This window comes from Pseudomonas bubulae (assembly GCF_900618535.1).
Classification (GTDB): Bacteria; Pseudomonadota; Gammaproteobacteria; order Pseudomonadales; family Pseudomonadaceae; genus Aquipseudomonas; species Aquipseudomonas bubulae.
In genome coordinates, this window is the sequence record NZ_UYJA01000005.1 from 266342 (window position 1) to 289453 (window position 23112).

The 23112-nt window shown below is 60.0% G+C and carries 19 protein-coding genes and 1 pseudogene; 16 read left to right on the plus strand and 4 right to left on the minus strand.

Annotated elements, in window-relative coordinates:
* The first annotated feature begins 397 nt into the window (after window positions 1-397).
* Window positions 398-4351, plus strand: coding sequence for a trifunctional transcriptional regulator/proline dehydrogenase/L-glutamate gamma-semialdehyde dehydrogenase (putA, locus tag PPTH39_RS18475; RefSeq protein ID WP_130872284.1), 3954 nt, complete (start codon window positions 398-400; stop codon window positions 4349-4351).
* A gap of 66 nt (window positions 4352-4417) precedes the next feature.
* On the opposite strand, the gene PPTH39_RS18480 is transcribed toward putA, so the two are convergent.
* Window positions 4418-4999: a hypothetical protein gene (locus tag PPTH39_RS18480; protein ID WP_095000895.1), complete on the minus strand. Its 582-nt coding sequence runs from the start codon at window positions 4997-4999 to the stop codon at window positions 4418-4420.
* Window positions 5000-5245: 246 nt separating this feature from the next.
* Here PPTH39_RS18480 and PPTH39_RS18485 point away from each other — a divergent pair, with 246 nt between their 5' ends.
* From PPTH39_RS18485 to selO, 3 genes are all read left to right on the plus strand, one after another.
* Window positions 5246-6988 carry a potassium/proton antiporter gene (locus PPTH39_RS18485; protein WP_095000894.1) on the plus strand — a complete coding sequence of 581 codons (1743 nt, stop codon included), beginning with the start codon at window positions 5246-5248 and terminating at the stop codon, window positions 6986-6988.
* Between the two features lie 34 nt (window positions 6989-7022).
* The gene (gene mscK / locus PPTH39_RS18490; RefSeq protein ID WP_095017708.1) at window positions 7023-10370 is read left to right on the plus strand and encodes a mechanosensitive channel MscK; all 3348 of its coding nucleotides are present in this window, start codon (window positions 7023-7025) and stop codon (window positions 10368-10370) included.
* A 135-nt stretch (window positions 10371-10505) separates the two neighbouring features.
* The gene (gene selO / locus PPTH39_RS18495) at window positions 10506-11969 is read left to right on the plus strand and encodes a protein adenylyltransferase SelO (protein WP_095017709.1); all 1464 of its coding nucleotides are present in this window, start codon (window positions 10506-10508) and stop codon (window positions 11967-11969) included.
* Between the two features lie 111 nt (window positions 11970-12080).
* Here selO and PPTH39_RS18500 read toward each other — a convergent pair whose 3' ends face one another.
* Together PPTH39_RS18500 and PPTH39_RS18505 are read right to left on the minus strand one after the other, a co-directional pair.
* Entirely contained in the window at window positions 12081-12482 is a 402-nt protein-coding gene (locus PPTH39_RS18500; RefSeq protein ID WP_095017710.1) for a helix-turn-helix domain-containing protein, read from the minus strand.
* Window positions 12479-12774: pseudogene (locus PPTH39_RS18505) on the minus strand (type II toxin-antitoxin system HigB family toxin). The gene PPTH39_RS18500 and the pseudogene PPTH39_RS18505 overlap by 4 nt, the downstream one beginning before the upstream one ends.
* 262 nt (window positions 12775-13036) lie before the next feature.
* On the opposite strand from PPTH39_RS18505, the gene trxC reads away from it, so the two are divergent.
* A complete protein-coding gene (gene trxC, locus PPTH39_RS18510; RefSeq protein ID WP_095000889.1) occupies window positions 13037-13477 on the plus strand; it encodes a thioredoxin TrxC in 441 nt (146 codons plus the stop codon).
* Here the strand turns inward: trxC and PPTH39_RS18515 are convergent.
* Window positions 13474-14247, minus strand: coding sequence for a ParA family protein (locus PPTH39_RS18515; protein WP_095000888.1), 774 nt, complete (start codon window positions 14245-14247; stop codon window positions 13474-13476). The two genes, trxC and PPTH39_RS18515, sit on opposite strands and share 4 nt — an antisense overlap.
* A gap of 303 nt (window positions 14248-14550) precedes the next feature.
* Here PPTH39_RS18515 and PPTH39_RS18520 point away from each other — a divergent pair, with 303 nt between their 5' ends.
* From PPTH39_RS18520 to PPTH39_RS18570, 11 genes are read left to right on the plus strand one after another with little or no spacing between them, the layout of a single operon-like run.
* Window positions 14551-15273, plus strand: a complete 723-nt coding sequence (locus PPTH39_RS18520) for a beta-ketoacyl synthase chain length factor (RefSeq protein WP_130872285.1) — start codon at window positions 14551-14553, stop codon at window positions 15271-15273.
* Window positions 15249-16061 (plus strand): lysophospholipid acyltransferase family protein, encoded by an 813-nt coding sequence (locus PPTH39_RS18525; RefSeq protein ID WP_095000886.1) that lies wholly within the window; start codon window positions 15249-15251, stop codon window positions 16059-16061. The genes PPTH39_RS18520 and PPTH39_RS18525 overlap by 25 nt, the downstream gene beginning before the upstream one ends.
* Entirely contained in the window at window positions 16036-16296 is a 261-nt protein-coding gene (locus PPTH39_RS18530) for a phosphopantetheine-binding protein (protein WP_095000885.1), read from the plus strand. The genes PPTH39_RS18525 and PPTH39_RS18530 overlap by 26 nt, the downstream gene beginning before the upstream one ends.
* Window positions 16297-16305: 9 nt before the next feature.
* Entirely contained in the window at window positions 16306-16560 is a 255-nt protein-coding gene (locus tag PPTH39_RS18535) for an acyl carrier protein (RefSeq protein ID WP_095000884.1), read from the plus strand.
* Window positions 16557-17102 carry a COG4648 family protein gene (locus PPTH39_RS18540; protein ID WP_095000883.1) on the plus strand — a complete coding sequence of 182 codons (546 nt, stop codon included), beginning with the start codon at window positions 16557-16559 and terminating at the stop codon, window positions 17100-17102. Before PPTH39_RS18535 ends, PPTH39_RS18540 begins: the two co-directional genes overlap by 4 nt.
* Window positions 17099-18769 (plus strand): AMP-binding protein, encoded by a 1671-nt coding sequence (locus tag PPTH39_RS18545; protein ID WP_130872286.1) that lies wholly within the window; start codon window positions 17099-17101, stop codon window positions 18767-18769. Before PPTH39_RS18540 ends, PPTH39_RS18545 begins: the two co-directional genes overlap by 4 nt.
* 13 nt (window positions 18770-18782) lie before the next feature.
* Window positions 18783-19517 (plus strand): glycosyltransferase family 2 protein, encoded by a 735-nt coding sequence (locus PPTH39_RS18550; RefSeq protein ID WP_095000881.1) that lies wholly within the window; start codon window positions 18783-18785, stop codon window positions 19515-19517.
* Window positions 19514-20452, plus strand: coding sequence for an LpxL/LpxP family acyltransferase (locus tag PPTH39_RS18555; RefSeq protein ID WP_095000880.1), 939 nt, complete (start codon window positions 19514-19516; stop codon window positions 20450-20452). Before PPTH39_RS18550 ends, PPTH39_RS18555 begins: the two co-directional genes overlap by 4 nt.
* A complete protein-coding gene (locus PPTH39_RS18560; protein ID WP_130872287.1) occupies window positions 20433-21977 on the plus strand; it encodes an HAL/PAL/TAL family ammonia-lyase in 1545 nt (514 codons plus the stop codon). Before PPTH39_RS18555 ends, PPTH39_RS18560 begins: the two co-directional genes overlap by 20 nt.
* Window positions 21970-22395 (plus strand): acyl-CoA thioesterase, encoded by a 426-nt coding sequence (locus PPTH39_RS18565; protein WP_095000878.1) that lies wholly within the window; start codon window positions 21970-21972, stop codon window positions 22393-22395. Before PPTH39_RS18560 ends, PPTH39_RS18565 begins: the two co-directional genes overlap by 8 nt.
* A complete protein-coding gene (locus tag PPTH39_RS18570) occupies window positions 22392-23102 on the plus strand; it encodes an outer membrane lipoprotein carrier protein LolA (protein WP_232527658.1) in 711 nt (236 codons plus the stop codon). The genes PPTH39_RS18565 and PPTH39_RS18570 overlap by 4 nt, the downstream gene beginning before the upstream one ends.
* Window positions 23103-23112: the final 10 nt, after the last annotated feature.

Consider the following 23112-nt stretch of genomic DNA (forward strand, 5'->3'; position numbering starts at 1 on the left):
TGTTTGAGACGATTAACCCTGCCGCGCATTTATGACTGATGTTTCCCCAGGAAATCCATCAGCCGATGAACCAATCTTCTGTAGGAGGTTGCACCTTGGGCGCGAATGCTATGCAACAAAGCAAATCGGGTGCAACCAGTTTCTGCGAGCCAAGTTGCACCTTGTCGCCTTTTCGTCTCAATTCGGAGTTTTTGCGCCTTTTCGGAGCAAAGACCCTACCAAACCAAACAGAAAGCACCACACCAGGGCACTGATTTCACCCCGCCTGAATATTCCTGACGAAGCGTCGACCAATCCACAAAAAAACGGGTTGCACCTAGTTGCACCCGTTTCGGCGCAGCGCTAATCTTGCCGCCAGCTGCTGCCACGCAAATGTGGCACCCATGAGGATAAAAAAATGGCTACCACCACCCTTGGGGTCAAACTTGATGACCCGACCCGCGAGCGCCTCAAGGCCGCCGCGACCTCGATTGATCGCACGCCACACTGGCTGATCAAGCAGGCAATCTTCAATTACCTGGAAAAACTCGAGGGTGGTGCAACCCTGACCGAGTTGAGCGGTATCCCTGGTTCTGCCAGCGATGACGCCTACGAAGTACAAACCGACCACGCGCATCAATGCTTCCTGGAGTTCGCAGAAAGCATCCTGCCGCAGTCCGTACTGCGCGCTGCCATTACTTCGGCGTACCGTCGCCCGGAACCCGAAGTGGTGCCCATGTTGCTGGAGCAGGCGCGACTGCCAGCCCCTATGGCCGAAGCCACGCAAACCCTGGCAGCCTCGATTGCCGAAAAATTGCGCAACCAGAAGAGCGCCGGCGGCCGTGCCGGTATCGTGCAGGGCTTGCTGCAGGAGTTTTCCCTGTCGTCCCAGGAGGGCGTGGCCCTGATGTGCCTGGCTGAGGCGCTGCTGCGTATCCCGGACAAAGGCACCCGCGACGCCCTTATTCGCGACAAGATCAGCACTGGCAACTGGCACCCGCACCTGGGCAACAGCCCGTCGCTGTTCGTCAACGCTGCGACCTGGGGTCTGTTGCTGACCGGCAAGCTGGTGTCGACGCACAACGAAGCAGGCCTGACCTCCTCCCTGAGCCGCATTATCGGCAAGAGCGGCGAGCCGATGATCCGCAAGGGCGTCGACATGGCCATGCGCCTGATGGGCGAGCAGTTTGTCACCGGCGAAACCATCGCCGAAGCCCTGGCCAACGCCACGCGCTTTGAAGCCAAGGGCTTCCGTTATTCCTACGACATGCTCGGCGAAGCCGCACTCACCGAACATGACGCACAAAAGTACCTCGCGTCCTACGAGCAAGCCATCCACTCGATTGGCAAAGCCTCCCACGGTCGCGGCATCTATGAAGGCCCGGGCATTTCCATCAAGCTGTCGGCCCTGCACCCGCGCTACAGCCGCGCCCAGTACGAACGCGTGATGGACGAACTGTACCCGCGCCTGTTGTCGCTGACCTTGCTGGCCAAGAAGTATGACATCGGTCTCAATATCGACGCCGAAGAAGCAGACCGCCTGGAAATCTCTCTCGACCTGCTCGAGCGCCTGTGCTTCGAGCCGCAGCTGGCTGGCTGGAACGGCATCGGCTTCGTGATTCAGGCTTACCAGAAGCGCTGCCCGTATGTGATCGACTACGTGATCGACCTGGCTCGCCGCAGTCGTCATCGCCTGATGATCCGCCTGGTGAAGGGCGCGTACTGGGACAGCGAAATCAAACGCGCCCAAGTCGAAGGCCTGGAAGGCTATCCGGTCTACACCCGCAAGGTGTACACCGACGTGTCCTACCTCGCTTGTGCGAAAAAGCTGCTGGCCGTACCAGAAGCCATCTACCCGCAATTCGCCACCCACAACGCCCAGACGCTGTCGGCGATTTATCACATTGCCGGTCAAAACTACTACCCGGGTCAGTACGAGTTCCAGTGCCTGCACGGCATGGGTGAACCCCTCTACGAACAGGTTGTAGGCAAGGTTGCCGAAGGCAAGCTGAACCGTCCGTGCCGTGTGTACGCCCCAGTGGGTACCCACGAAACACTGCTGGCTTACCTGGTGCGACGCCTGCTGGAAAACGGCGCGAACACCTCGTTCGTTAACCGTATCGCCGACCACACTATCGCAATCCACGAGTTGGTGGCCGATCCAGTCAGCCAGATTGAACAAATGGCCACGACCGAAGGCGGCTTCGGCTTGCCGCACCCGCGCATCCCGTTGCCGCGTGATCTGTATGGCAGCGAACGCGCCAACTCCAGCGGCATCGACATGTCCAACGAACACCGTTTGGCGTCGCTGTCCTGCGCCTTGCTGGCCACGGCCCATAACGACTGGAAAGCCGCGCCGATGCTCGGTTGTGACTCCAGCAACGAAGCCCCGGCGGCGGTGCTCAACCCGGCCGACCTGCGTGATGTGGTGGGTCATGTACAAGAAGCCACCGTTGAAGACGCCGATAACGCTATCCAGTGTGCCCTGAGCGCCGCACCGATCTGGCAGGCCACCCCGCCCGCCGAGCGCGCTGCGATCCTGGAGCGCGCCGCCGACCTGATGGAAGGCGAGATCCAGCCACTGATGGGCCTGCTGGCCCGTGAAGCTGGCAAGACCTTCGCCAACGCTATCGCCGAAGTGCGCGAAGCAGTGGACTTCCTGCGCTACTACGCGGTGCAGGCCCGTAACGACTTCACCAACGATGCCCACCGCCCGCTGGGCCCGGTGGTCTGCATCAGCCCGTGGAACTTCCCGCTGGCCATCTTCAGCGGCCAGGTGGCTGCAGCATTGGCTGCCGGTAACCCGGTACTGGCCAAGCCTGCCGAGCAAACCCCGCTGGTTGCCGCACAAGCCGTACGCATCCTGCTCGAAGCCGGCATCCCGCAAGGCGTGCTGCAATTGCTGCCTGGCCGCGGCGAAACCGTCGGCGCACGCCTGGTGGGTGATGATCGCGTCAAAGGCGTGATGTTCACCGGCTCCACCGAAGTGGCCCGCCTGCTGCAACGCAATATTGCCGGTCGCCTGGATGCCCAGGGCCGCCCTATCCCGCTGATCGCCGAAACTGGCGGCCAGAACGCCATGATCGTCGACTCTTCGGCCCTGACCGAGCAAGTGGTTATCGACGTGGTGTCTTCGGCCTTCGACAGCGCCGGTCAACGTTGCTCGGCACTGCGGGTACTGTGCCTGCAAGAGGACTCGGCAGATCGCGTCATCGAAATGCTCAAAGGTGCCATGGCCGAATCGCGCATGGGCAACCCCGAGCGCTTGAACGTGGACATCGGCCCGGTGATCGACGCCGAAGCCAAGGCCGGGATCGAGCAGCATATCCAGGGCATGCGCGACAAGGGCCGCTCTGTGTACCAGATGGCCATCGCCGATAGCGAAGAATGTAAACGCGGCACCTTTGTCATGCCGACCCTGATTGAACTGGAAAGCTTTGACGAGCTGGAACGCGAGATCTTCGGGCCGGTGCTGCACGTGGTGCGCTACAAGCGCAAAGACATCGACCAGTTGATCGCACAGATCAACGCTTCGGGTTATGGCCTGACACTGGGCGTGCATACCCGTATCGACGAAACCATTGCCAAGGTGGTCAACAACGTCAACGCCGGTAACGTCTACGTCAACCGCAACATCGTTGGTGCAGTGGTCGGCGTGCAACCGTTCGGCGGTGAAGGCCTGTCGGGTACCGGCCCGAAAGCCGGTGGCCCGCTGTACCTGTACCGCCTGCTGTCGACCCGCCCGGGCAATGCAATCGAGCAATCGTTCGCCAAGGTCGATGCCGTGACCGCACCGGACACCCAGGCCCGCGAGGCCATGAGCAAACCGCTCAGCGCCCTGCAAGCCTGGGCAACCAGCAACCAGCAACCAGCACTGGCCGAGCTGTGCACCGAGTACGCTGCACACTCGCAAAGTGGCATCACGCGCCTGCTCAACGGCCCGACCGGCGAACGCAACAGCTACGCCATTCTGCCGCGTGAACATGTGCTGTGCCTGGCTGAAGTTGAAAGCGACCTGCTGACCCAACTGGCTGCCGTTCTGGCCGTGGGCAGCTCGGCGGTACTGCCGCAAAGTGAACTGGCCAAGGCCCTGCTGGCCCGCCTGCCTGCAGAGGTGCAGCCACGCATCACACTGGTCGCGGACTGGACCAAGGACGAAGTGATCTTCGACGCCGTCCTGCACCACGGCGACTGTGACCAGTTGCGTGACGTGTGCCAGCAAGTGGCACAACGCGCAGGCGCCATCGTTGGCGTACAGGGCCTGTCCCAGGGCGAAACCAATATCGCCCTGGAACGCCTGGTGATCGAGCGCGCACTGAGCGTCAACACCGCTGCTGCGGGTGGCAACGCAAGCCTGATGACCATCGGTTGAGGATGTGATCGGGCAATAAAAAACCGGGCACCCGAAAGGGTTGCCCGGTTTTTTTACGCCATGAACTCAACGTTGGCTCATGAATTCCATATAGCCAACGATGGCCATCAACAACGTGCCGGCCACCATCCAGGCAAAATTAGCGCAGCTCAGGGCCTTGTTGACGCTGCCCTGCGGGTCACCCGCCAGCATATTGATTGCGCGCTGGGCCGCCACCAGCATTGCACAACAACCGGTGATCAGTACTGCATTGGTGAACAACACATAGACCGCATCCGCGGGCCGGGTAAACAGCGTGGACACCAGCACCGAGAACATGACCAGCAGCATAATGAGCAGGCCTCTGGTCTCGGGTTGCCAAAAATAGCAGCGCCCTGTCCTGTCGAGGCCGTTCTGAACCACTTCAAACAGCGGCAGGATAAAAAATGGCCAGAGCGCAGCGCGCAGCAACGGCGCGATCGGCGCCCCGGTTTCCGCTTTGTAGGACGCCCAGTTGCGATATGACCAATAGACCATGTACCCGCCTGCCGTAAGCCCATACAGCAGCAGAAACTTGCTGACAGACACGACATAAAGGTTGATTCGTTTGTCGTCACACCACGGTGTTGTCTTCGATAGCCTGTTGCCAGCCTCAGTAGCAGGGTTCATGTCATGTCCGTGCGCAAGTGGGAGGCCGCAGTACACACAATTTACCTAATATAAAAATGCAGTGAAAATCCCATTTTTTTGTAAGAAAGGCCTTCAGTCCTACTCGACAGGCCCAAACACCTCCAGGGTGTAATCCATTCAAAACCTTTTTTGACAGCCCGCCAATGGCGCAGGTTAGAATCGATGGCACGCAGGCTGCATGCCAGGTCTGCGCCCTGTCTTTTTTAGCTTTCTGGAGTACTGCCTTTGAATGCGACGACCATCAACAGCCTGTTCTTGATCGGCGCGTTGCTGGTAGGCGCAAGCATCCTGGTAAGTTCTCTGTCCTCGCGCCTGGGCATCCCGATACTGGTCATCATCCTTGCGGTGGGCATGACCGCAGGTGTCGATGGCGGCGGCATCATTTTTGACAACTACCCCACGGCCTATCTGGTGGGCAACCTCGCCCTGGCGGTGATTTTGCTCGACGGCGGCTTGCGCACCCGGGTTTCCAGTTTTCGCGTGGCGTTATGGCCCGCGTTATCGCTGGCCACGGTGGGGGTGATGATCACCACGGGGCTGACCGGGCTGATGGCCGCCTGGCTGTTTAATCTCAACTTGATCCAGGGTCTGCTGGTTGGCGCCATTGTCGGCTCCACCGATGCCGCCGCAGTGTTCTCGCTGCTGGGTGGCAAAGGCCTGAACGAGCGGGTTTCAGCCAGCCTCGAAATCGAGTCCGGCAGCAACGACCCGATGGCGGTATTCCTCACCGTCACCCTGATCGACATGCTCGCCAGCGGTGAAACAGGCCTGCACTGGAGCCTGTTGCTCAACCTGGTGCGTGAATTTGCCATCGGCGGCACGGTCGGTCTGGCAGGCGGCTGGCTAATGCTGCAAATGGTCAACCGTATCAACCTGGCCAACGGCCTGTACCCGATTCTGGTGATCGCAGGCGGGCTGGTGGTCTTTTCCCTGACCAACGCCCTGCACGGCAGCGGCTTTCTCGCGGTCTACCTGTGCGGCCTGGTGATTGGCAACAGTCCGATCCGCAGCCGTCATGGCATTTTGCATATGCTCGACGGCATGGCCTGGCTGGCCCAGATTGGCATGTTCCTGGTGCTGGGCTTGCTGGTCACGCCACACGACCTGTTGCCCATCGCCATTCCAGCACTGGCACTGGCCCTGTGGATGATTCTGTTTGCCCGCCCGCTGTCAGTGGTAGTGGGGCTGCTACCTTTCAAAGCCTTCCATGGACGCGAAAAAGCCTTTATCTCATGGGTAGGCCTGCGCGGTGCGGTGCCGATCATTCTGGCGGTGTTCCCGTTGATGGCCGGGCTGCCCAATGCGCAGCTGTATTTCAACCTGGCATTCTTTATCGTGCTGGTATCTCTTCTGGTGCAAGGCACCAGCCTGCCGTGGGTCGCCAAGCTGCTCAAGGTGACCGTACCGCCTGATCTGGCCCCCGTGTCCCGTTCAGCCCTTGAAGTGCATGTCACCAGCGAGTGGGAACTCTTTGTTTATCGCCTCGACGCACAAAACTGGTGCATCGGTGCGGCCCTGCGTGAACTGAAAATGCCCGACGGCACCCGTATCGCCGCCCTGTTTCGCGATAAAAAACTGCTCCATCCGTCGGGTAGTACCACGCTTGAAGTGGGTGACCTGCTCTGCGTCATCGGCCACGAACACGACTTGCCTGCCTTGGGCAAACTGTTCAGCCAGCCCCCGAGCCGTGGCCTGGACCTGCGTTTCTTCGGCGACTTCGTGCTCGAAGGCGACGCCCAGCTGGGCGCTGTGGCCGCCTTGTACGGCCTGAAGCTGGACGGCATCGACCCGAACACCTCACTGAGCAGCTTCATTGCCCACAAGGTCGGCGGCGCGCCGGTGGTCGGCGACCAGGTGGAGTGGAACAACACCATCTGGACGGTTGCGATGATGGAAGGGAACAAGATCGCCAAAGTGGGCGTCAGATTCCCCGAAGGAAGTGCACCGGGCCCGGGGCTGTTCCTCTAAACTCCAACTTTCCGCCCTTGTCTGACCGGTATCTATGCCAACTCTGCGCACGTTCATCGCCACCGTCCTGCTCGGCCTGAGCCTTTGTGTCGGCACGCTTCAGGCTGCCGACCCGCCTACCGCCGAAGCGGTGCAGCAAAGCCTGGACAAAATTGCCGAGCGCAAACTGCCGGACGCCGACCAAAAAGCCCTGCAGGCGGTGCTCCAGCAGACCCTGACCCTGCTCGACAGCAAAGCCGATTACGAACAGCGCCTGAACGACGTCAAACAACAGATCAACGATGCCCCTCGCCAGACTGCCGAAAACCAGCGCGAACTGGCCAAAATCAAGGCCAGCAAACCCATACCCGTAGCCCAGCGCTACAGCGAGCTGTCCGTGCAGCAGCTGGAACAACTGCTGGCGGAACGCACCACGCAACAGGGCGAGCTGCAAAAAGCCCTGGCTATCGCCAACAGCCAAAGCATTGCCGCGCAGACCCGACCCGAGCGGGCCCAGGCCGAGATCAGCAACAGCCAGACCCGTATCCAGCAGATCAACACCACCCTGAAAACAGGACGCGACAATGGCAAGTTGCTTACCCCCGATCAGCGCAACCAGCTCAACGCCGAAGCCGCCTCGCTTAACGCACTGATTGCCCTGCGCCGCCAGGAACTGGCTGGCAACAGCCTGTTGCAAGATCTGAGCGGCAGCCAGCACGACCTGCTGCTGGAAAAAACCACGCGCCAGGACCAGGAAATCCAGGACCTGCAAACCCTGATCAATCAAAAGCGCCTGGCCCAGTCGCAGCAGACCGTGACCGAGCAATCCATCGAGGCGAAAAAGTCCGGCAGCAGCAGCCTGCTGGCGACCGAAAGCGCGATCAACCTCAAGCTCTCCGACTACCTGTTGCGCAGCACCGATCGCCTCAACGAGGTGACCCAGCAGAATCTGCAAACAAAGCAACAACTGGACAACGTTACCCAGAGCGACCAGGCCCTGGATGAGCAGATCAACGTGCTCAAGGGCAGTTTGTTGCTGTCCAAGATACTTTATAAGCAGAAGCAAGCCCTGCCGCGCCTGCAAAAAATGGACAAGAATCTGGCAGACGAAATCGCCGATATCCGTCTGTACCAGTTTGAAATCAACCAGCAGCGCGAGTTGATCAGCAACCCCACGACTTACGTCGACAACCTGCTGTCCACCCAACCTGCCGACCAGGTCACACCGCAACTGCGCAAAACCCTGCTCGAACTGGTCAACACCCGCAGCGATCTGCTGGACCGCCTGAACCGCGAACTAAGCTCACTGCTCAACGAATCGATCACCCTGCAACTGAACCAGAAACAACTGCTCAGCACCGCCCAAAGCCTGCGCGCCACGCTGGATGAGCAAATGTTCTGGATCCCCAGCAACAAGCCGCTGGATCTGGAATGGCTGGAAACCGCACCGCGCCAGCTTGAGCAGCAAATCACCACCCTGCCCTGGGGTTCCAGCGTCAGTGAACTGGCAGAAGGCCTGGTGCAACGTCCCCTGCTGTTCTTGCCGTTTTTGCTGGTGGTCGTGGCGCTGCTGTGGAAACGTCGCTACCTCTACAGCAAATTGAACAAGATCCATCAGGACATCGGTCACTTCAAGCGTGACAGCCAATGGCACACGCCGCTGGCAATATTGATCAACATCTTGCTGGCGATGCCCATTTCATTGGCGCTGGCCTTGTGCGGCTACGCCTTGCAAACCGATGCCCGGGGCATGAATGCCAATACGGGCGCGGCGTTGATTCAGATGGCCGAGGCCTGGCTGGTGTTCTACACCGCTTACCGGATTCTGGCGCCGGGTGGCGTGGCCGAACTGCATTTTCGCTGGGAAAAACCGTTGGTCGCGTTCTTGCAGAACTGGATCCGCAAACTCGGTTTTGTGGTCCTGGCCCTTGTGGCCGTCGTCGCCTTTGCCGAGCAACAACCGGCTGCGCTGGCCGACGATGTCCTGGGTATTCTGGTGGTGCTCAGTTGCTATGCGGCCATGGCCTGGCTGCTCTGCCGCCTGTTGCTCAACGACTTTGAAACAGCAACAAAAGCCTATCGCCTGCGCAAGTTGCTCGGTTTTGCCTTCGCCCTGCTGCCGCTGGCGCTGTTTGTGGCGGTGTGTTTTGGCTACTACTACACCGCGCTCAAGCTCAGCGACCGCCTGATCAATACCCTCTATCTGCTGATGCTCTGGCTGGTTGTCGAAGCGGCGTTTGTCCGTGGCCTGGCAGTAGCGGCACGGCGCCTGGCCTACCAGCGTGCACTGGCCAAACGCCAGGCCGCCAAGGAAGCAGGCGAAGGCAACGATACGATTATCGAAGAGCCGACCCTGGACATCGAACAGGTCAACCAACAGTCCCTGCGCCTGATCCGCCTGGCCCTGCTGGCTGGCTTTATCGGCATTCTGTACTGGGTGTGGGCTGACTTGATCTCGGTTTTTTCCTACCTGGACAACATCACCCTCTACGAATATACCAGCGGTACCGGCGCCAATATGAGCATGGTGCCCATCAGCATCGGCGACGTGATAGGTGCGCTGGTCATCATCGGCATCAGCATCGCGCTGGCGCGTAACTTGCCCGGCCTGCTGGAGGTGCTGGTGCTGTCGCGCCTTGATCTGGGCCAGGGCAGTGCTTACGCAACTACGACCCTGCTGACCTACGTGATCATCGGCGTAGGCTTTGTCTCCACCCTGTCAACACTGGGCGTGAGCTGGGACAAGTTGCAATGGCTGGTTGCGGCACTGTCGGTAGGCCTGGGCTTCGGCATGCAGGAAATCTTCGCCAACTTTATTTCCGGGATCATGATCCTGTTCGAACGCCCGGTACGGATCGGCGACACCATCACCATCGGCAATCTGTCAGGCACCGTGAGCAAGATCCGCATCCGGGCCACCACCATCACCGACTTCGACCGCAAAGACATCATCGTCCCGAACAAGACCTTTATTACCGGGCAACTGATCAACTGGTCGCTTACGGACACCATCACCCGTGTGACCCTGAAGCTGGGCGTCGATTACGGCTCCGACCTCGACCTGGTCAAGCAGTTGCTGCTCAAGGCTGCGCAAGAGAACCCGCGGGTGCTCAAAGACCCGGAGCCCCATGTGTACTTCCTCAACTTCGGCCAAAGCACCCTCGACCACGAACTGCGCATGCACGTACGCGACCTGGGCGACCGCAACCCGGTGATCGACGAGGTCAACCGCTTTATCAACCGCGAGTTCAAGAACCACCACATCAACATCTCCTTCCAGCAGATGGAGGTGTACCTCAAGAACCTGCAGGGGCAAGAATACAAACTGGTGCCCGTTGGGCCGGAAGTCCCGCCCGAGCCGACACCACCACCGCAAAAGCCGCAGTTGGGCAAGCTCGACTGACGCAAGTCCGATGCAACCTCTGTGGGAGCTGGCTTGCCTGCGATGCAAACGAATCGGTTTAACCAACCAAGCCCGTTGATGCCATCGCGGGCAAGCCCGCTGCCACGATCCGCCACTGTTCACTGGAGACGGTCATTGAAAGCCCTCGACGAACTGACTTTTGATAACCGCTTTGCCCGCCTGGGTGATGCCTTCTCGACCCATGTGCTGCCTGAGCCCATCGACGCACCGCGTGTTGTGGTCGCCAGCGACGCCGCCCTGGCACTGCTCGACCTCGACCCCGCTGTCACCCAAGACCCTGTATTTGCGCAACTGTTTGGTGGCCATACCCTGTGGGCCAACGCCGAGCCTCGGGCGATGGTCTATTCCGGTCATCAGTTCGGTTCTTACAATCCGCAACTGGGCGATGGCCGCGGGTTACTGCTGGGTGAGGTGTATAACGACGCGGGCGAGCACTGGGACCTGCACCTCAAGGGCGCCGGCATGACCCCTTATTCGCGCATGGGTGATGGCCGCGCCGTACTGCGCTCCTCGATCCGCGAGTTTCTCGCCAGCGAGGCACTGCATGCACTGGGCATCCCCAGCAGCCGAGCCCTGTGTGTGATCGCCTCCGACACCCCGGTGTGGCGCGAAACCCAGGAGCGCGCCGCCATGGTGCTGCGCCTGGCACCCAGCCATATACGCTTCGGGCACTTCGAGTATTTCTACTACACCAAGCGCCCCGAGCAGCAAAAGCTACTGGGTGAGCATGTGCTGGCGATGCACTTCCCCGAGTGCCTGGAGCAACCCGAACCCTATCTGGCCATGTTTCGCGAAATCGTCGAACGCAACGCTGAACTGATCGCCAAGTGGCAGGCCTACGGGTTTTGTCACGGTGTAATGAACACCGACAACATGTCGATCCTGGGCATCACCTTTGACTTCGGTCCGTTCGCCTTCCTCGACGACTTCGACGCCAACTTCATCTGCAACCATTCCGACCATGAAGGGCGTTACTCCTTCAGCAACCAGGTGCCGATCGGCCAGTGGAATCTGAGTGCCCTGGCCCAGGCATTGACGCCGTTTATCAGCGTTGAAGCCTTGCGCGAAACCCTGGGGCTTTTTTTGCCGCTGTACCAGGCCCACTACCTCGACCTGATGCGCCGCCGGTTGGGTCTGACCAGTGCCGAAGACACCGATCAACACCTGGTCGAAACCTTGCTGCAAAAGATGCAAGGCAGCAGCGTCGACTACAACCTGTTTTTCCGGCGCCTGGGGGACCTCCCGGCAGAACAGGCGGTAGCACGGCTGCGAGACGAATTTGTCGATCTCAAGGGTTTTGACGAATGGGCCGCGCAGTACGTGGCCCGGGTTGCCCGAGACGGCGCAAGCGATGAAAGCGTCCGGCGTGAGCGCATGCACGCGGTCAACCCGCTGTATATCCTGCGCAACTACCTGGCACAAAAGGCCATCGATGCGGCCGAGGCCGGGGATTACAGCGAAGTGCAACGCTTGCACACGGTACTGACCCAACCGTTCACCGAACAACCGGGCATGGAAGGCTACGCCGAACGCCCGCCGGAGTGGGGCAAGCATCTGGAAATCAGCTGCTCGTCGTGATGCAAAACCGGTAAATATACTGTTGCCGGTTTTGCCCGCTCCCACAGAACCGAGGCCGGTCGCCAGTCGTCGGCCCACAAACCAGCCACAGCGTGGCGCACGCCGTAAGCCTCAGATAAACATATCCACAGGCACTTTGAAGTAATCGGCCAGCCAACGAATCTGCCGTACGTTGAGCTGGCGTTTACCGCTGAGGATTTCGGACACCACAGACTGGGTGCCGACACCTGGCAAATCGCTTTGCGTCAGCCCGTGTTCCTGCATCACCGAGCGCAGCACATCGACGCCGCTGACCTTGGGCATCGGTCGATGCTCTAGGTCGTAAGCCTCAACCCAGTCACCGATGATGTCCACCAGGCTCATCAAGGGGTTGGTCTCATCATCGCCTATCAAGTCGATCAACGTATCAAGGGCGGCGACCAGCCCGTCGTAATCGGCTTCGTTTTTCGGTTTGCGCAGCAGCGGCGCCACGAATTGCCAATGCTCTGCTGCCTGTTCGACCAATGCGTTCATGGTGCTGATTCCTTCCATTTGCCCTTGTCATAGTCACGGTGATCCAGCACATGACGGATGTAGAGGCGCTGTACCCGGTAACGCACCACGGCGATCAACCGCAGTTTGTTACCACCTATATTGAAAACATGAAACGAACCCACCTTGTCGGTGACGGGAAAAACGACCTCAACGCGGCGAAGTCTTCAGGGCTGAGGACTTTGATCTTGCGATACCACTCATCCAGTGCGCTCGCCGATTGCGGCCATTGTGCTTTGGCTTCCCAAATTCGTTTTGCTGTAATCACTCGCATGCAATGTCCTTATCGCATCTTGCTATGAAGGCTAAACCCGAACCCTGGCAATCGCAACTTGCGATAACGATTGCCAGACCAGCGGTGCAAAGCCCGGGGGGTTTTTACAGCCTAGATAGAGACCTGGTGGCCGGCTTGAGCACATTGTGAGCAGATACGTCATGGGGGGTGGCGGCCCAGGTGTTCATCTGCTGAACTGCACGCCATCAATCTGGAGTCGCTGCGACAGGCGGCACCAATGGCCACTTCCAAGGAGCTCTCCATGACCGAACCGCTGCTGATCCCCTGCCCCCACTGCAACGGCCTGAACCGCATCCCCGGCGATCGCCTGGGTGAGCACCCCAAATGCGGGCGCTGCAAAAATGAAGTATTGCTGGCCAGGCCCTTCGATTTGCAGCAAACCGATTACGCCAGCCAGATCAAGGGCGACCTGCCGCTACTGATAGATGTATGGGCCGAGTGGTGCGGGCCCTGCAAGGCCTTTGCTCCGGTATTTGAGCAGGCCGCCCGCCAACTGCTGGGCAAGTGTCGGCTTGCCAAGCTCGACAGCGAGGCCAACCAGCACCTGGCGGGGCAACTGGGCATCCGTTCGATACCCAGCCTGATCCTGTTTAAAAATGGCCGCGAAATCGCACGCCAGAGCGGTGCGTTGCCATTGCAGCAACTTGGCGCCTGGCTGCGCAGCCAAGGCATCAGCGCTTAAGCGTTCTGATCCAGGTAATCGTGCAACTCCACAAACTGCTGGGTCAGCTTGTGCCTCGGGTCGAAGTGAATCAAAGGCTGGCAGGCCTGATGCGACTCACGCATGCGCACTGAGCTGCTCAGGTACATGGGCAGCACCGGCAGCCCCTCGGCAATCAGCTCATCAAGCATTTGCTGGGGCAGGCTGGCCCGGGCCTGAAACTGGTTGACCACGATGCCCTCGACCAGCAGGTCTTCATTGTGGTCTTCCTTTAGCTCAGCGATTTCAGCCAGCAGGCCATAGAGCGCCTGACGTGAAAAACTGTCGCAATCGAACGGAATCAGCACACGATCACAGGCAATCAACGCCGATACCGCGTAAAAATTCAGCGCGGGTGGAGTGTCGACATAAATGCGGTCATAGTCTTCAGCCAGCTCGTCCAGCAACTTACGCAACTTGTTGATCTTGTGCTTGGCCTCAAGCTTGGGTTGCAAATCGGCCAATTCACCCGTAGCCGTCACTACGTGCAAGTTTTCAAAGGGTGTTTCGTAAATATCGACCCGGTTTTTCTTCGAGCCCACGCCCGCTGACAAGGTGTGTTTAAAGAACTCGGCAATCCCCATAGGGATATCATCGCCGGTCAGTCCGGTCAGGTATTGAGTAGAGTTGGCCTGGGCATCCAGATCCACCAACAACGTGCGATACCCTTCGCTGGCGCTAACCGCAGCCAGGTTACACGCGATGCTGGATTTACCCACACCGCCTTTCTGGTTAAACACCACGCGACGCATTTCAAAACCTCCGTGTACCTATGAGTGTCCGAGTGTAGATGCCCTTTGCGCGGCTTAGCTACCTTGCTAAGAAATGCCCTACATCAATCAAGAATATCTCCACAAAAACAAACGAATAAATCTCTCAAATAAAATCCATTGATCCTATTTTTCTAAATTCCCAGAAAAACCACACTGGGGCTGTAAGCAATATTTGCTACGAACCAACTGCACCGGGATAATATCGCCCCTCTGTATCAAGTGCGGCGTCGATCGGTGTCCACTTTCGCATCAAGGAAGCCTGCAAGGGCGGGATGAACTCCAGTGATCAATTTCAATATCGCCGCGTGGCGCGCCTGGGCTCCAGGCCTCGACACCGTGGCCGATTGGCAAGCCTGGAGCCAGCACCCCTGTGTACTTGCTGCCAACAGCGCAGCACCCGATGTCTCATTTTTACCCGCCATGCAACGGCGCCGCCTCAGCCGCCTGGCTCGCATGGCATTCTGCGTCGGCTGGCCATTGGCCGAAGGCCATGAAGCATTACCGCTGGTCTTTGCCTCGCGTCACGGTGAAACCCCGCGCACATTCGACATACTCAGCGACCTCGCGGCTGATCAGCCCTTGTCCCCCACGCAGTTCAGCCTCTCGGTGCATAACGCCGTGATTGGCCTGTGGTCGATCATGCGCGGCGAAACCAGCGAAATGACCGCTATTGCTGCCGCCGGAGACGGCCTGGAGCACGGCCTGATCGAAGCCTGCGCCCTGCTCAATGAAGGCGCGCCCGCCGTGTTGCTGATCATCACCGAAGAGCAGCCACCCGAGGCCTACACACGCTGTATCAATGACGTGCCCTTCCCTTATGCCGTGGGCCTGCTGCTGACCCCGGGCGAGCAATGGCAGGTTTCACTCGCCAGTGGTACCGCAGGCATAGAACAAGCTCAATGGCCCCATGCCCTGAATCTGTTGCGCCAACTGCTCGATAAGCAGCAGAGATCATTCCAGCACACCTGGAAAAACCGCGTGTGGAACTGGCAGCACAGCCTGTGAGCGCCCGCCGTGATGCTTATGCCTGGCGCTTGATCGCCACTGCCATCAGCTTTGCACTGTTCGGTATCGGTTGCCTGTGCCTGCGTCTGGTGATTTTTCCGGTGCTGAGTTGCCTGCCGGGCGATGCCACGCGTCAGCGCGAGCGTGCCCGTTTTACCGTCAGCCGCCTGTTCTGGCTGTTTATTCGCACCATGGCGCGCATGGGCGTGCTGACCTATGACGTCCAGGGTGCCGAGCGGCTAGGCCGCCCCGGGCAGATGATCATCGCCAACCACCCGTCGCTAATCGATGTGGTTTTTTTGATCGGCCTGGTGAGAAACGCCAATTGCGTGGTCAAACAGAGCCTTTGGCAAAACCCGTTTACCCGTAGCCCTGTGCGTGCGGCGCAATACATCAGCAATGATGGCAGCGTAGACATGCTCGATAACGCTGCGGGGGCGTTGCAGCAAGGCCAGACCCTGGTGATTTTCCCGGAAGGCACGCGTACCCGGCCAGGCCATGCGCCATCCTTTCATCGCGGGGCCGCCGCGATTGCACTGCGGGGTGCGAAGATCCTTACGCCGGTGGTGATCAAGGTCAGCCCCACCACGCTGACCAAGGCCGAGCCCTGGTATCGCATACCCGAGCGTCGCGTGCACTTCAGCTTTCGGGTCGGTGCCGATATAGATCCACATACATTTTCCGCGCTTGGCCCGCCGCCCAAAGCCTCGCGCCTGCTCAACGACTTCGTGCATGACTATTTTATTAAGGAGCTCGCCACAGATGAGCGATCTGAAAAACGATATTAAACAGCTGATCATCGATGCCCTGGGCCTCGAAGACATCAGTGTCAGCGACATTGGCGACGATCAAACCCTGTTTGGCGACGGCCTGGGGCTGGACTCGGTCGACGCACTGGAGCTGGGCCTGGCGATTCAAAAGACCTACGGCATCAAAATAGACGCCGACGCCAAAGATACACGCAATCATTTTTCCAACGTGGCCAGCCTTGCGGCTTTTGTCACCGCCAAACAGGCAGCCTGAGACCGAACCATGCAAAACCGTGACGACATTTTCAACACCCTGCGCGACGCTCTGGTCGAACTTTTCGAACTGGAACCCGAACGCATCACCCTGGACGCCAACCTGTATCAGGATCTGGAAATCGACAGCATTGACGCTGTCGACCTGATTGACCATATCAAGCGTAAAACCGGCAAACGAATCGCCGCTGAAGAATTCAAATCGGTGCGTACCGTCAATGACGTGGTCGAGGCGGTTTACCGCCTGGTTCACGCTGACGCATGAACCGCCTGATTGGCCTCGGCCTGTTGCTGGCCGGACTGATGTACCCCTTTGCGGTGTATTTCGGCATGGCCCATTTCGCCCCGTGGCAATTCGCGCTGCTGCTGGGCAGCCTGTGGCTGGCCCGCGCCCTGACCGGCGAACGCCGCCCGGGCAGTCTGTTGATGGCGGTGGTTGCATTGATGTTCTGCGCCCTGCTGGGGCTGTTCAACAGCCCGGCACTGTTGCGCTGGTACCCGGTGCTGGTCAGCACGTTCATGCTTTGCCTGTTCGGCCTGAGCCTGAAGTACGGGCCGCCAATGATCGAGCGGCTGGCGCGGTTGCGCGAGCCCGTGCTGCCCGATATTGCAATTGATTACACGCGGCAGGTGACCAAGGTCTGGTGCCTGTTCTTCATGCTAAACGGATTAGTCGCAGCCTCCCTGACGCTGTGGGCGCCGCTGAGCTGGTGGACGTTGTACAACGGCCTGATCGCCTACGCGCTGATGGGGCTGCTGTTTTTCATTGAATGGCTGATACGACAAAAGGTAAGAGGCCGGGCATGAATTGGATAAATCTTGAGCACCTGTTGCTCAAGGGGCACGCAGATCGCCGGGTCAGCGTTGACCCCGAGCTGAACCACGACACCCTGCGTGAACGGGCCCTGCGCCTGGCGGGCGGCCTGCAACAGCGCGGCGTGCGGCGCGTTGCCGTACACCTTGAAGATGCCGCCGAGCTGGCGCAGGCCTTGCTCGGTGCCTGGCAGGCCGGAGTCAGCGTGCTCTTGCCCGCCGACCTGCAAGCGCAAACCCGCCTTCGATGGGACAGCCAGGTTGACCTGTGGATAACTCAAAGCGAAGAGTTGCAGGACCTGTACGCCGATCCTCTGCCTGCAGCGCAACTGGATCTGGACCAGTGCCAGCTCAGTTTGTGCACCTCGGGCTCCAGCGGCGAACCCAAACGGATCGACAAAAGCCTGCGCCAGATGGCCAACGAGGTTCAGGCACTGGAGCAACTGTGGGGTGCTGATCTGGGTGATGCATGCATTATTGCCAGTGTGGCGGCGCAGCACATCTACGGGCTGTTGTTCCGTGTGTTGTGGCCTCTGTGCGCAGGCCGCAGCTTTGTACGCAAACAACTGGCCTTCCCTGAAGACATGCAACGCGCCAGCCGTGAGCACGCTGCTTTTGCCTGGATCGCCAGCCCGGCCTTGCTCAAGCGCATGGCCGACAACCTCGACTGGCCGGCGTTAAGCTCGGTCCGCCGAGTATTTTCTTCTGGCGGTGCCCTGCCCGAAGAAGCAGCCCGGACGCTGTTCGAACGCCTGGGCCAGTGGCCGACCGAGATCCTCGGCAGCTCCGAAACCGGCGGTATCGCCTGGCGTCAGGGGCAACACCTGTGGCAGCCCTTTGCCGATGTGCAATTGAGCCAGAGCAGTGACGGCGCCTTGATCATCGCCTCTAGCTACTTGCCCAAGGGCCATGTCGAACACACGGCTGATGCCGCCCGTATTGAAGCCGACGGGCGATTTGAGTTGCTCGGGCGACTGGATCGCATCGTCAAACTCGAAGAGAAACGTATTTCCCTGCCAATGCTGGAGCAGGCGCTGCTCTCCCATGACTGGGTAGCCGAAGCCCGCCTGGGCGTGGTGCATGACAAACGCGCCTCACTGGGCGCCCTGCTGGTGCTCAGCGCCAGTGGCCTGTTTGCCCTGCGCGAACAGGGGCGCCGAGCCCTGACTCACACCCTGCGCCAGCACTTGAGTCAGCACTGCGAAGCCGTGGCCTTGCCGCGCCGCTGGCGTTTGCTGCGCCAGTTACCACTCAACAGCCAGGGCAAGCTGCCACAGGCCCGAGTCGATGCATTGTTACTCGCACCCCGGCCCAAGCTGCCGGAAGTGTTGAGCCAAAGCGAAGACGCCGGTCAGTGGACGCTGAACCTGTCGATCCCGCCGGACCTGGCGTTCTTCAGCGGCCATTTCCCCAAAACACCGGTGTTGCCGGGTGTGGTGCAAGTGGACTGGGCAATGGTGTTGGGCCAGCAACTGCTCGATCTGCCGCCGCGTTTTGCCGGGATGGAAGTACTCAAGTTCCAGCAACTGGTGCGCCCCGGGGACGCCATTGAATTAACCCTGCGCTTTGACAGCGAACGCGCAAAATTGCACTTCGCCTACCGCAACGCCACTGCACCCTGTTCCAGTGGTCGCATCGTGCTGGAGGCCCCCTGTGGATAACAGTAATAGTCCCGTGCATAACCCCTGCGCCGTGATCCCGGTGTACAACCACGAAACCGCCGTGCCTGGCGTGGTCGCGGCCCTGCGCGCCGCCGGTTTGCCCTGTGTGCTGGTCGACGACGCCAGCAGCCCCGCTTGCGCCGCTGTTCTTGGTGAGCTTGCCCGTGGCGAAAACATCTTCCTCATTCGTCTGGCCGTCAATCAGGGCAAAGGCGGCGCAGTCATGGCCGGTCTTCGTGAAGCCATGCAACTGGGCTTTACCCATGCCCTGCAAGTGGATGCAGATGGCCAGCACGATCTGCGCAACGTCGCTACTTTCATGCGGGTTTCACAGCAAAACCCTGCAGCGCTGGTTTGCGGTTACCCACAGTACGATGCCAGCGTGCCCAAGGGCCGCCTGTATGCGCGTTACCTGACCCATGTGTGGGTGTGGATCAACAGCCTTTCATTGCAGATTCCCGACTCGATGTGCGGTTTTCGGGTCTACCCGCTGGCGCCGACCCTCGCACTGATCAACTCGGTAACGCTGGGCAAGCGCATGGATTTCGACCCCGAGATCCTGGTTCGCCTGGCGTGGCGCAACCAGCCGATGTGCTGGCTGCCGACCCAGGTCCACTACCCGCAGGACGGTCTCTCGCACTTTCGCCTGTTCCATGACAATGCGCTGATTTCGAGCATGCACACCAAGCTGTTTTTCGGCATGTTGATACGCTTGCCGGGCATCCTCTGGAGGCGCTGCAAAGCATGAATGAACCTCAACAGCATTGGGCTGCCCACAAAGAGCGCGGCAGTTTCCGGCTGATGAAGCTCACCGCCCTGGGCGTCAGGTTGCTGGGCCGACGTGTGCTCAGCCCGGTGCTTTACGCCATTGTGCTGTACTTCTTTGTGTTCGGCGGCCGCGCACGACGCAGCATCTGGCAATACCAGCAGCGCCTGGCCGACTGGAGCGAGCAAAGCGAGTTGCGCCCTACCCGCTGGCGGGTATTCGGGCAGTTCATGGCGTTTGCCGACGCCCTGCTCGACAAGCTCGATGTATGGAATGGCCGTCTCAAGATCGAAGACATCGAAATCGTTGACCCCGCGCTGCTGCGCAATCAACTGCGCGGCGAACGCGGGCAGATGCTGGTAGGCGCCCACTTGGGGAACCTTGAAGTCTGCCGTGCGCTCGCCGAACTGGGCGAGCAGGTGACCATGAATGTGCTGGTTCACACCCGGCATGCCGAACACTTCAACCGCCTGCTGGGCGAAGCCGGGGCCAGCCATTTACGGTTGATTCAGGTCAGTGAACTCAACCCGGCGGTGATGCTGCAACTCAACCAGCGCCTGGAAAACGGCGAATGGCTGGCCATCGCCGGTGACCGCGTACCACTCAATGGCGGGCGCCATATAGAGGTCGGTTTCCTCGGCTATACGGCAGCATTCCCCCAAGGCCCGTGGTTGCTGGCAGGACTGCTCAAATGCCCGGTCAATCTGATGTTCTGCCTGAAACACAAAGGCCGTTATCGAGTCATCCTCGAACCCTTTGCCCGCGAAGTGGTGTGGCGACGCAATAACCGCGAGCAGGTGATCGACGACTGGGCCACGCTCTACGCCGACCGCCTGGGCTACTACTGCCTGCAGGCACCGCAACAATGGTTCAACTTTTACCCTTTCTGGAAGACCGATGACGACGCATCCGCATGAGCCAGTAACCTTCGGCCAAACCCCGTTGCGCATTGAAGACGTGCTGGCCCTGGCCAATCGTCAGGCGCCAACGCGGCTGCAGGACGACCCCGACTACCGCGAGCGCATCGCCAAGGGCGCGCGCTTTCTCGACTCGCTGCTGGACAAGGAAGGCGTGATCTATGGCGTAACCACCGGCTACGGCGACTCCTGCGTGGTTGCGGTGCCGCTGGAGCACGTCGAAGCCTTGCCCCGCCACCTCTATACCTTCCACGGTTGCGGCCTGGGCAAATTGCTCGATGCGCAAGCCACCCGCGCGGTGCTTGCGGCACGCTTGCAGTCGCTGTGCCACGGCGTGTCGGGGGTGCGCATAGAGTTGCTGGAACGATTGCAGGCTTTTATTGCCCACGACATCCTGCCACTGATCCCCGAAGAAGGCTCGGTGGGGGCCAGTGGCGACCTGACGCCACTGTCTTACGTGGCCGCAACCCTGTCGGGCGAACGCGAAGTCCTGTTCAAGGGCGAGCGCCGCCTTGCAGCAGATGTGCACCGGGAACTGGGCTGGACACCGCTGGTACTTCGGCCCAAGGAAGCGCTGGCACTGATGAACGGTACCGCCGTGATGACCGGCCTCGCCTGCCTGGCCTATGCCCGCGCCGACTACCTGCTCAAACTGGCCACGCGCATCACCGCCCTCAACGTGGTGGCGCTGCAAGGCAACCCCGAGCACTTTGACGAACGCCTGTTTGCCACCAAGCCGCACCCGGGACAAATGCAGGTCGCTGCCTGGATCCGTCAGGACCTCGCCATCGATGCCCCCACCGCACCGTTGCATCGCCTGCAAGACCGCTACTCGCTGCGTTGCGCGCCCCATGTGCTGGGCGTGCTGGCAGACAGCCTGAGCTGGCTGCGCGGGTTTATCGAGACCGAACTCAACAGCGCCAACGACAACCCGATCATTGACGCCGAAGAGGAGCGCGTACTGCACGGCGGGCACTTCTACGGCGGCCATATCGCCTTTGCGATGGACAGCCTCAAGACCTTGGTGGCCAACGTCGCCGACCTGCTCGACCGCCAGCTCGCCCTGTTGGTGGACGTGCGCTACAACCACGGCCTGCCGAGCAACCTGTCGGGCGCCAGCGCAGAACGGGCAATGCTCAACCACGGCTTTAAAGCGGTGCAGATAGGTACCAGCGCCTGGACAGCCGAGGCATTGAAAAACACCATGCCGGCCAGCGTCTTCTCACGCTCCACGGAATGCCATAACCAGGACAAGGTGAGCATGGGCACCATCGCCGCTCGTGATGCGATCCGCGTACTGGAGTTGACCGAGCAGGTGGCAGCGGCCACCTTGCTGGCTGCCCATCAGGGCGTTTGGCTGCGCAGCCGTGCCGAAGACGCTCGCCCGTTGCCGCCGGCGCTGGCGCAGATGCATGCCGAACTGGCCAAAGATTTTGCCCCCGTGGTTGAAGACCGCGCCCTGGAAGCCGAACTGCGTTTGTGCCTGAGCCGCATCGCCCAACAACACTGGAGGCTGCATGCGTAGTAAAGGGGTTTTTCACGTTGATACCGAAGTGTTGGTGCCGTTTTTCGACATCGATACCATGCACGTGGTGTGGCACGGGCATTACGTCAAATACCTCGAAGTGGCGCGCTGTGCGCTGCTTGACCATATCGGTCACAACTACACGCAGATGCTCGAAGCGGGTTATGCGTGGCCGGTGATCGACATGCAGTTGCGTTATGTCCGCGGCGCCACGTTCGGCCAGCGGATCAACGTGCGCGCCAGCCTGGTGGAATGGGAGAACCGCCTGAAGATTAATTATCTAATTAGCGATGCGGTCACGGGTGAGCGTTTGACTAGGGCAGTTACAGTGCAGGTGGCAGTTGAAATTGAGAGCCGGGAGATGCAATTGGCCTCGCCTGGGTGTTTTGTGCGGGCTGTAGAGCGGGTGCTGTCATGAATGGATCAAAAGCCCCTCACCCTAGCCCTCTCCCAAAGGGAGAGGGGATTGACCGCGGCGCCCTCAAGAACTCAGCCATTCTGCCCCCTCTCCCTCTGGGAGAGGGCAAAGGCCGCACCCGTCTCTCATTGCTGTTCGCCGCCTTGCTGTTCACCCCACTGGCCCACGCCTTCGACCTGCAACAACTGAGCGAACAACTGGCCAAGCCCCAGGTGATCCACGGTGATTTCATCCAGGAAAAACACCTGCGCGCGCTGCCCAAGCCACTCACCAGCACCGGCACATTTGTCCTGGCCAAGGACCACGGCCTGCTCTGGCAACTGAAAACCCCGCTGCAACAGGATTACCGCATCAACGCCCAGGGCATCGCCCGACGCGACGGCACGCAATGGCAGATGCTCCCGGGCAAAAGCGCGGGCGCCGAGCAGAACCGTTTGTTCCTCGCTGTTTTGCAAGGCGACAGCAGCGGCCTGCAACGTGATTTCGACCTGCAATTACAAGGCGAACCCAGCCGCTGGGCGCTGACGCTGACACCACGTTCACTGCTGCTAAAGCAAGTGTTCACCCGGATCAATATTGAAGGCGGCGAGCTGGTGCAACGTATCGAACTGCAAGAAGCCCAAGGTGACAGCACGCTGCTAAAAATGCCAAACAGCGTCGGCAATCAACCCTTGAGCAACGCGGAGCAAAACGACTTTGCGCAGTGAGCGCTGGCTG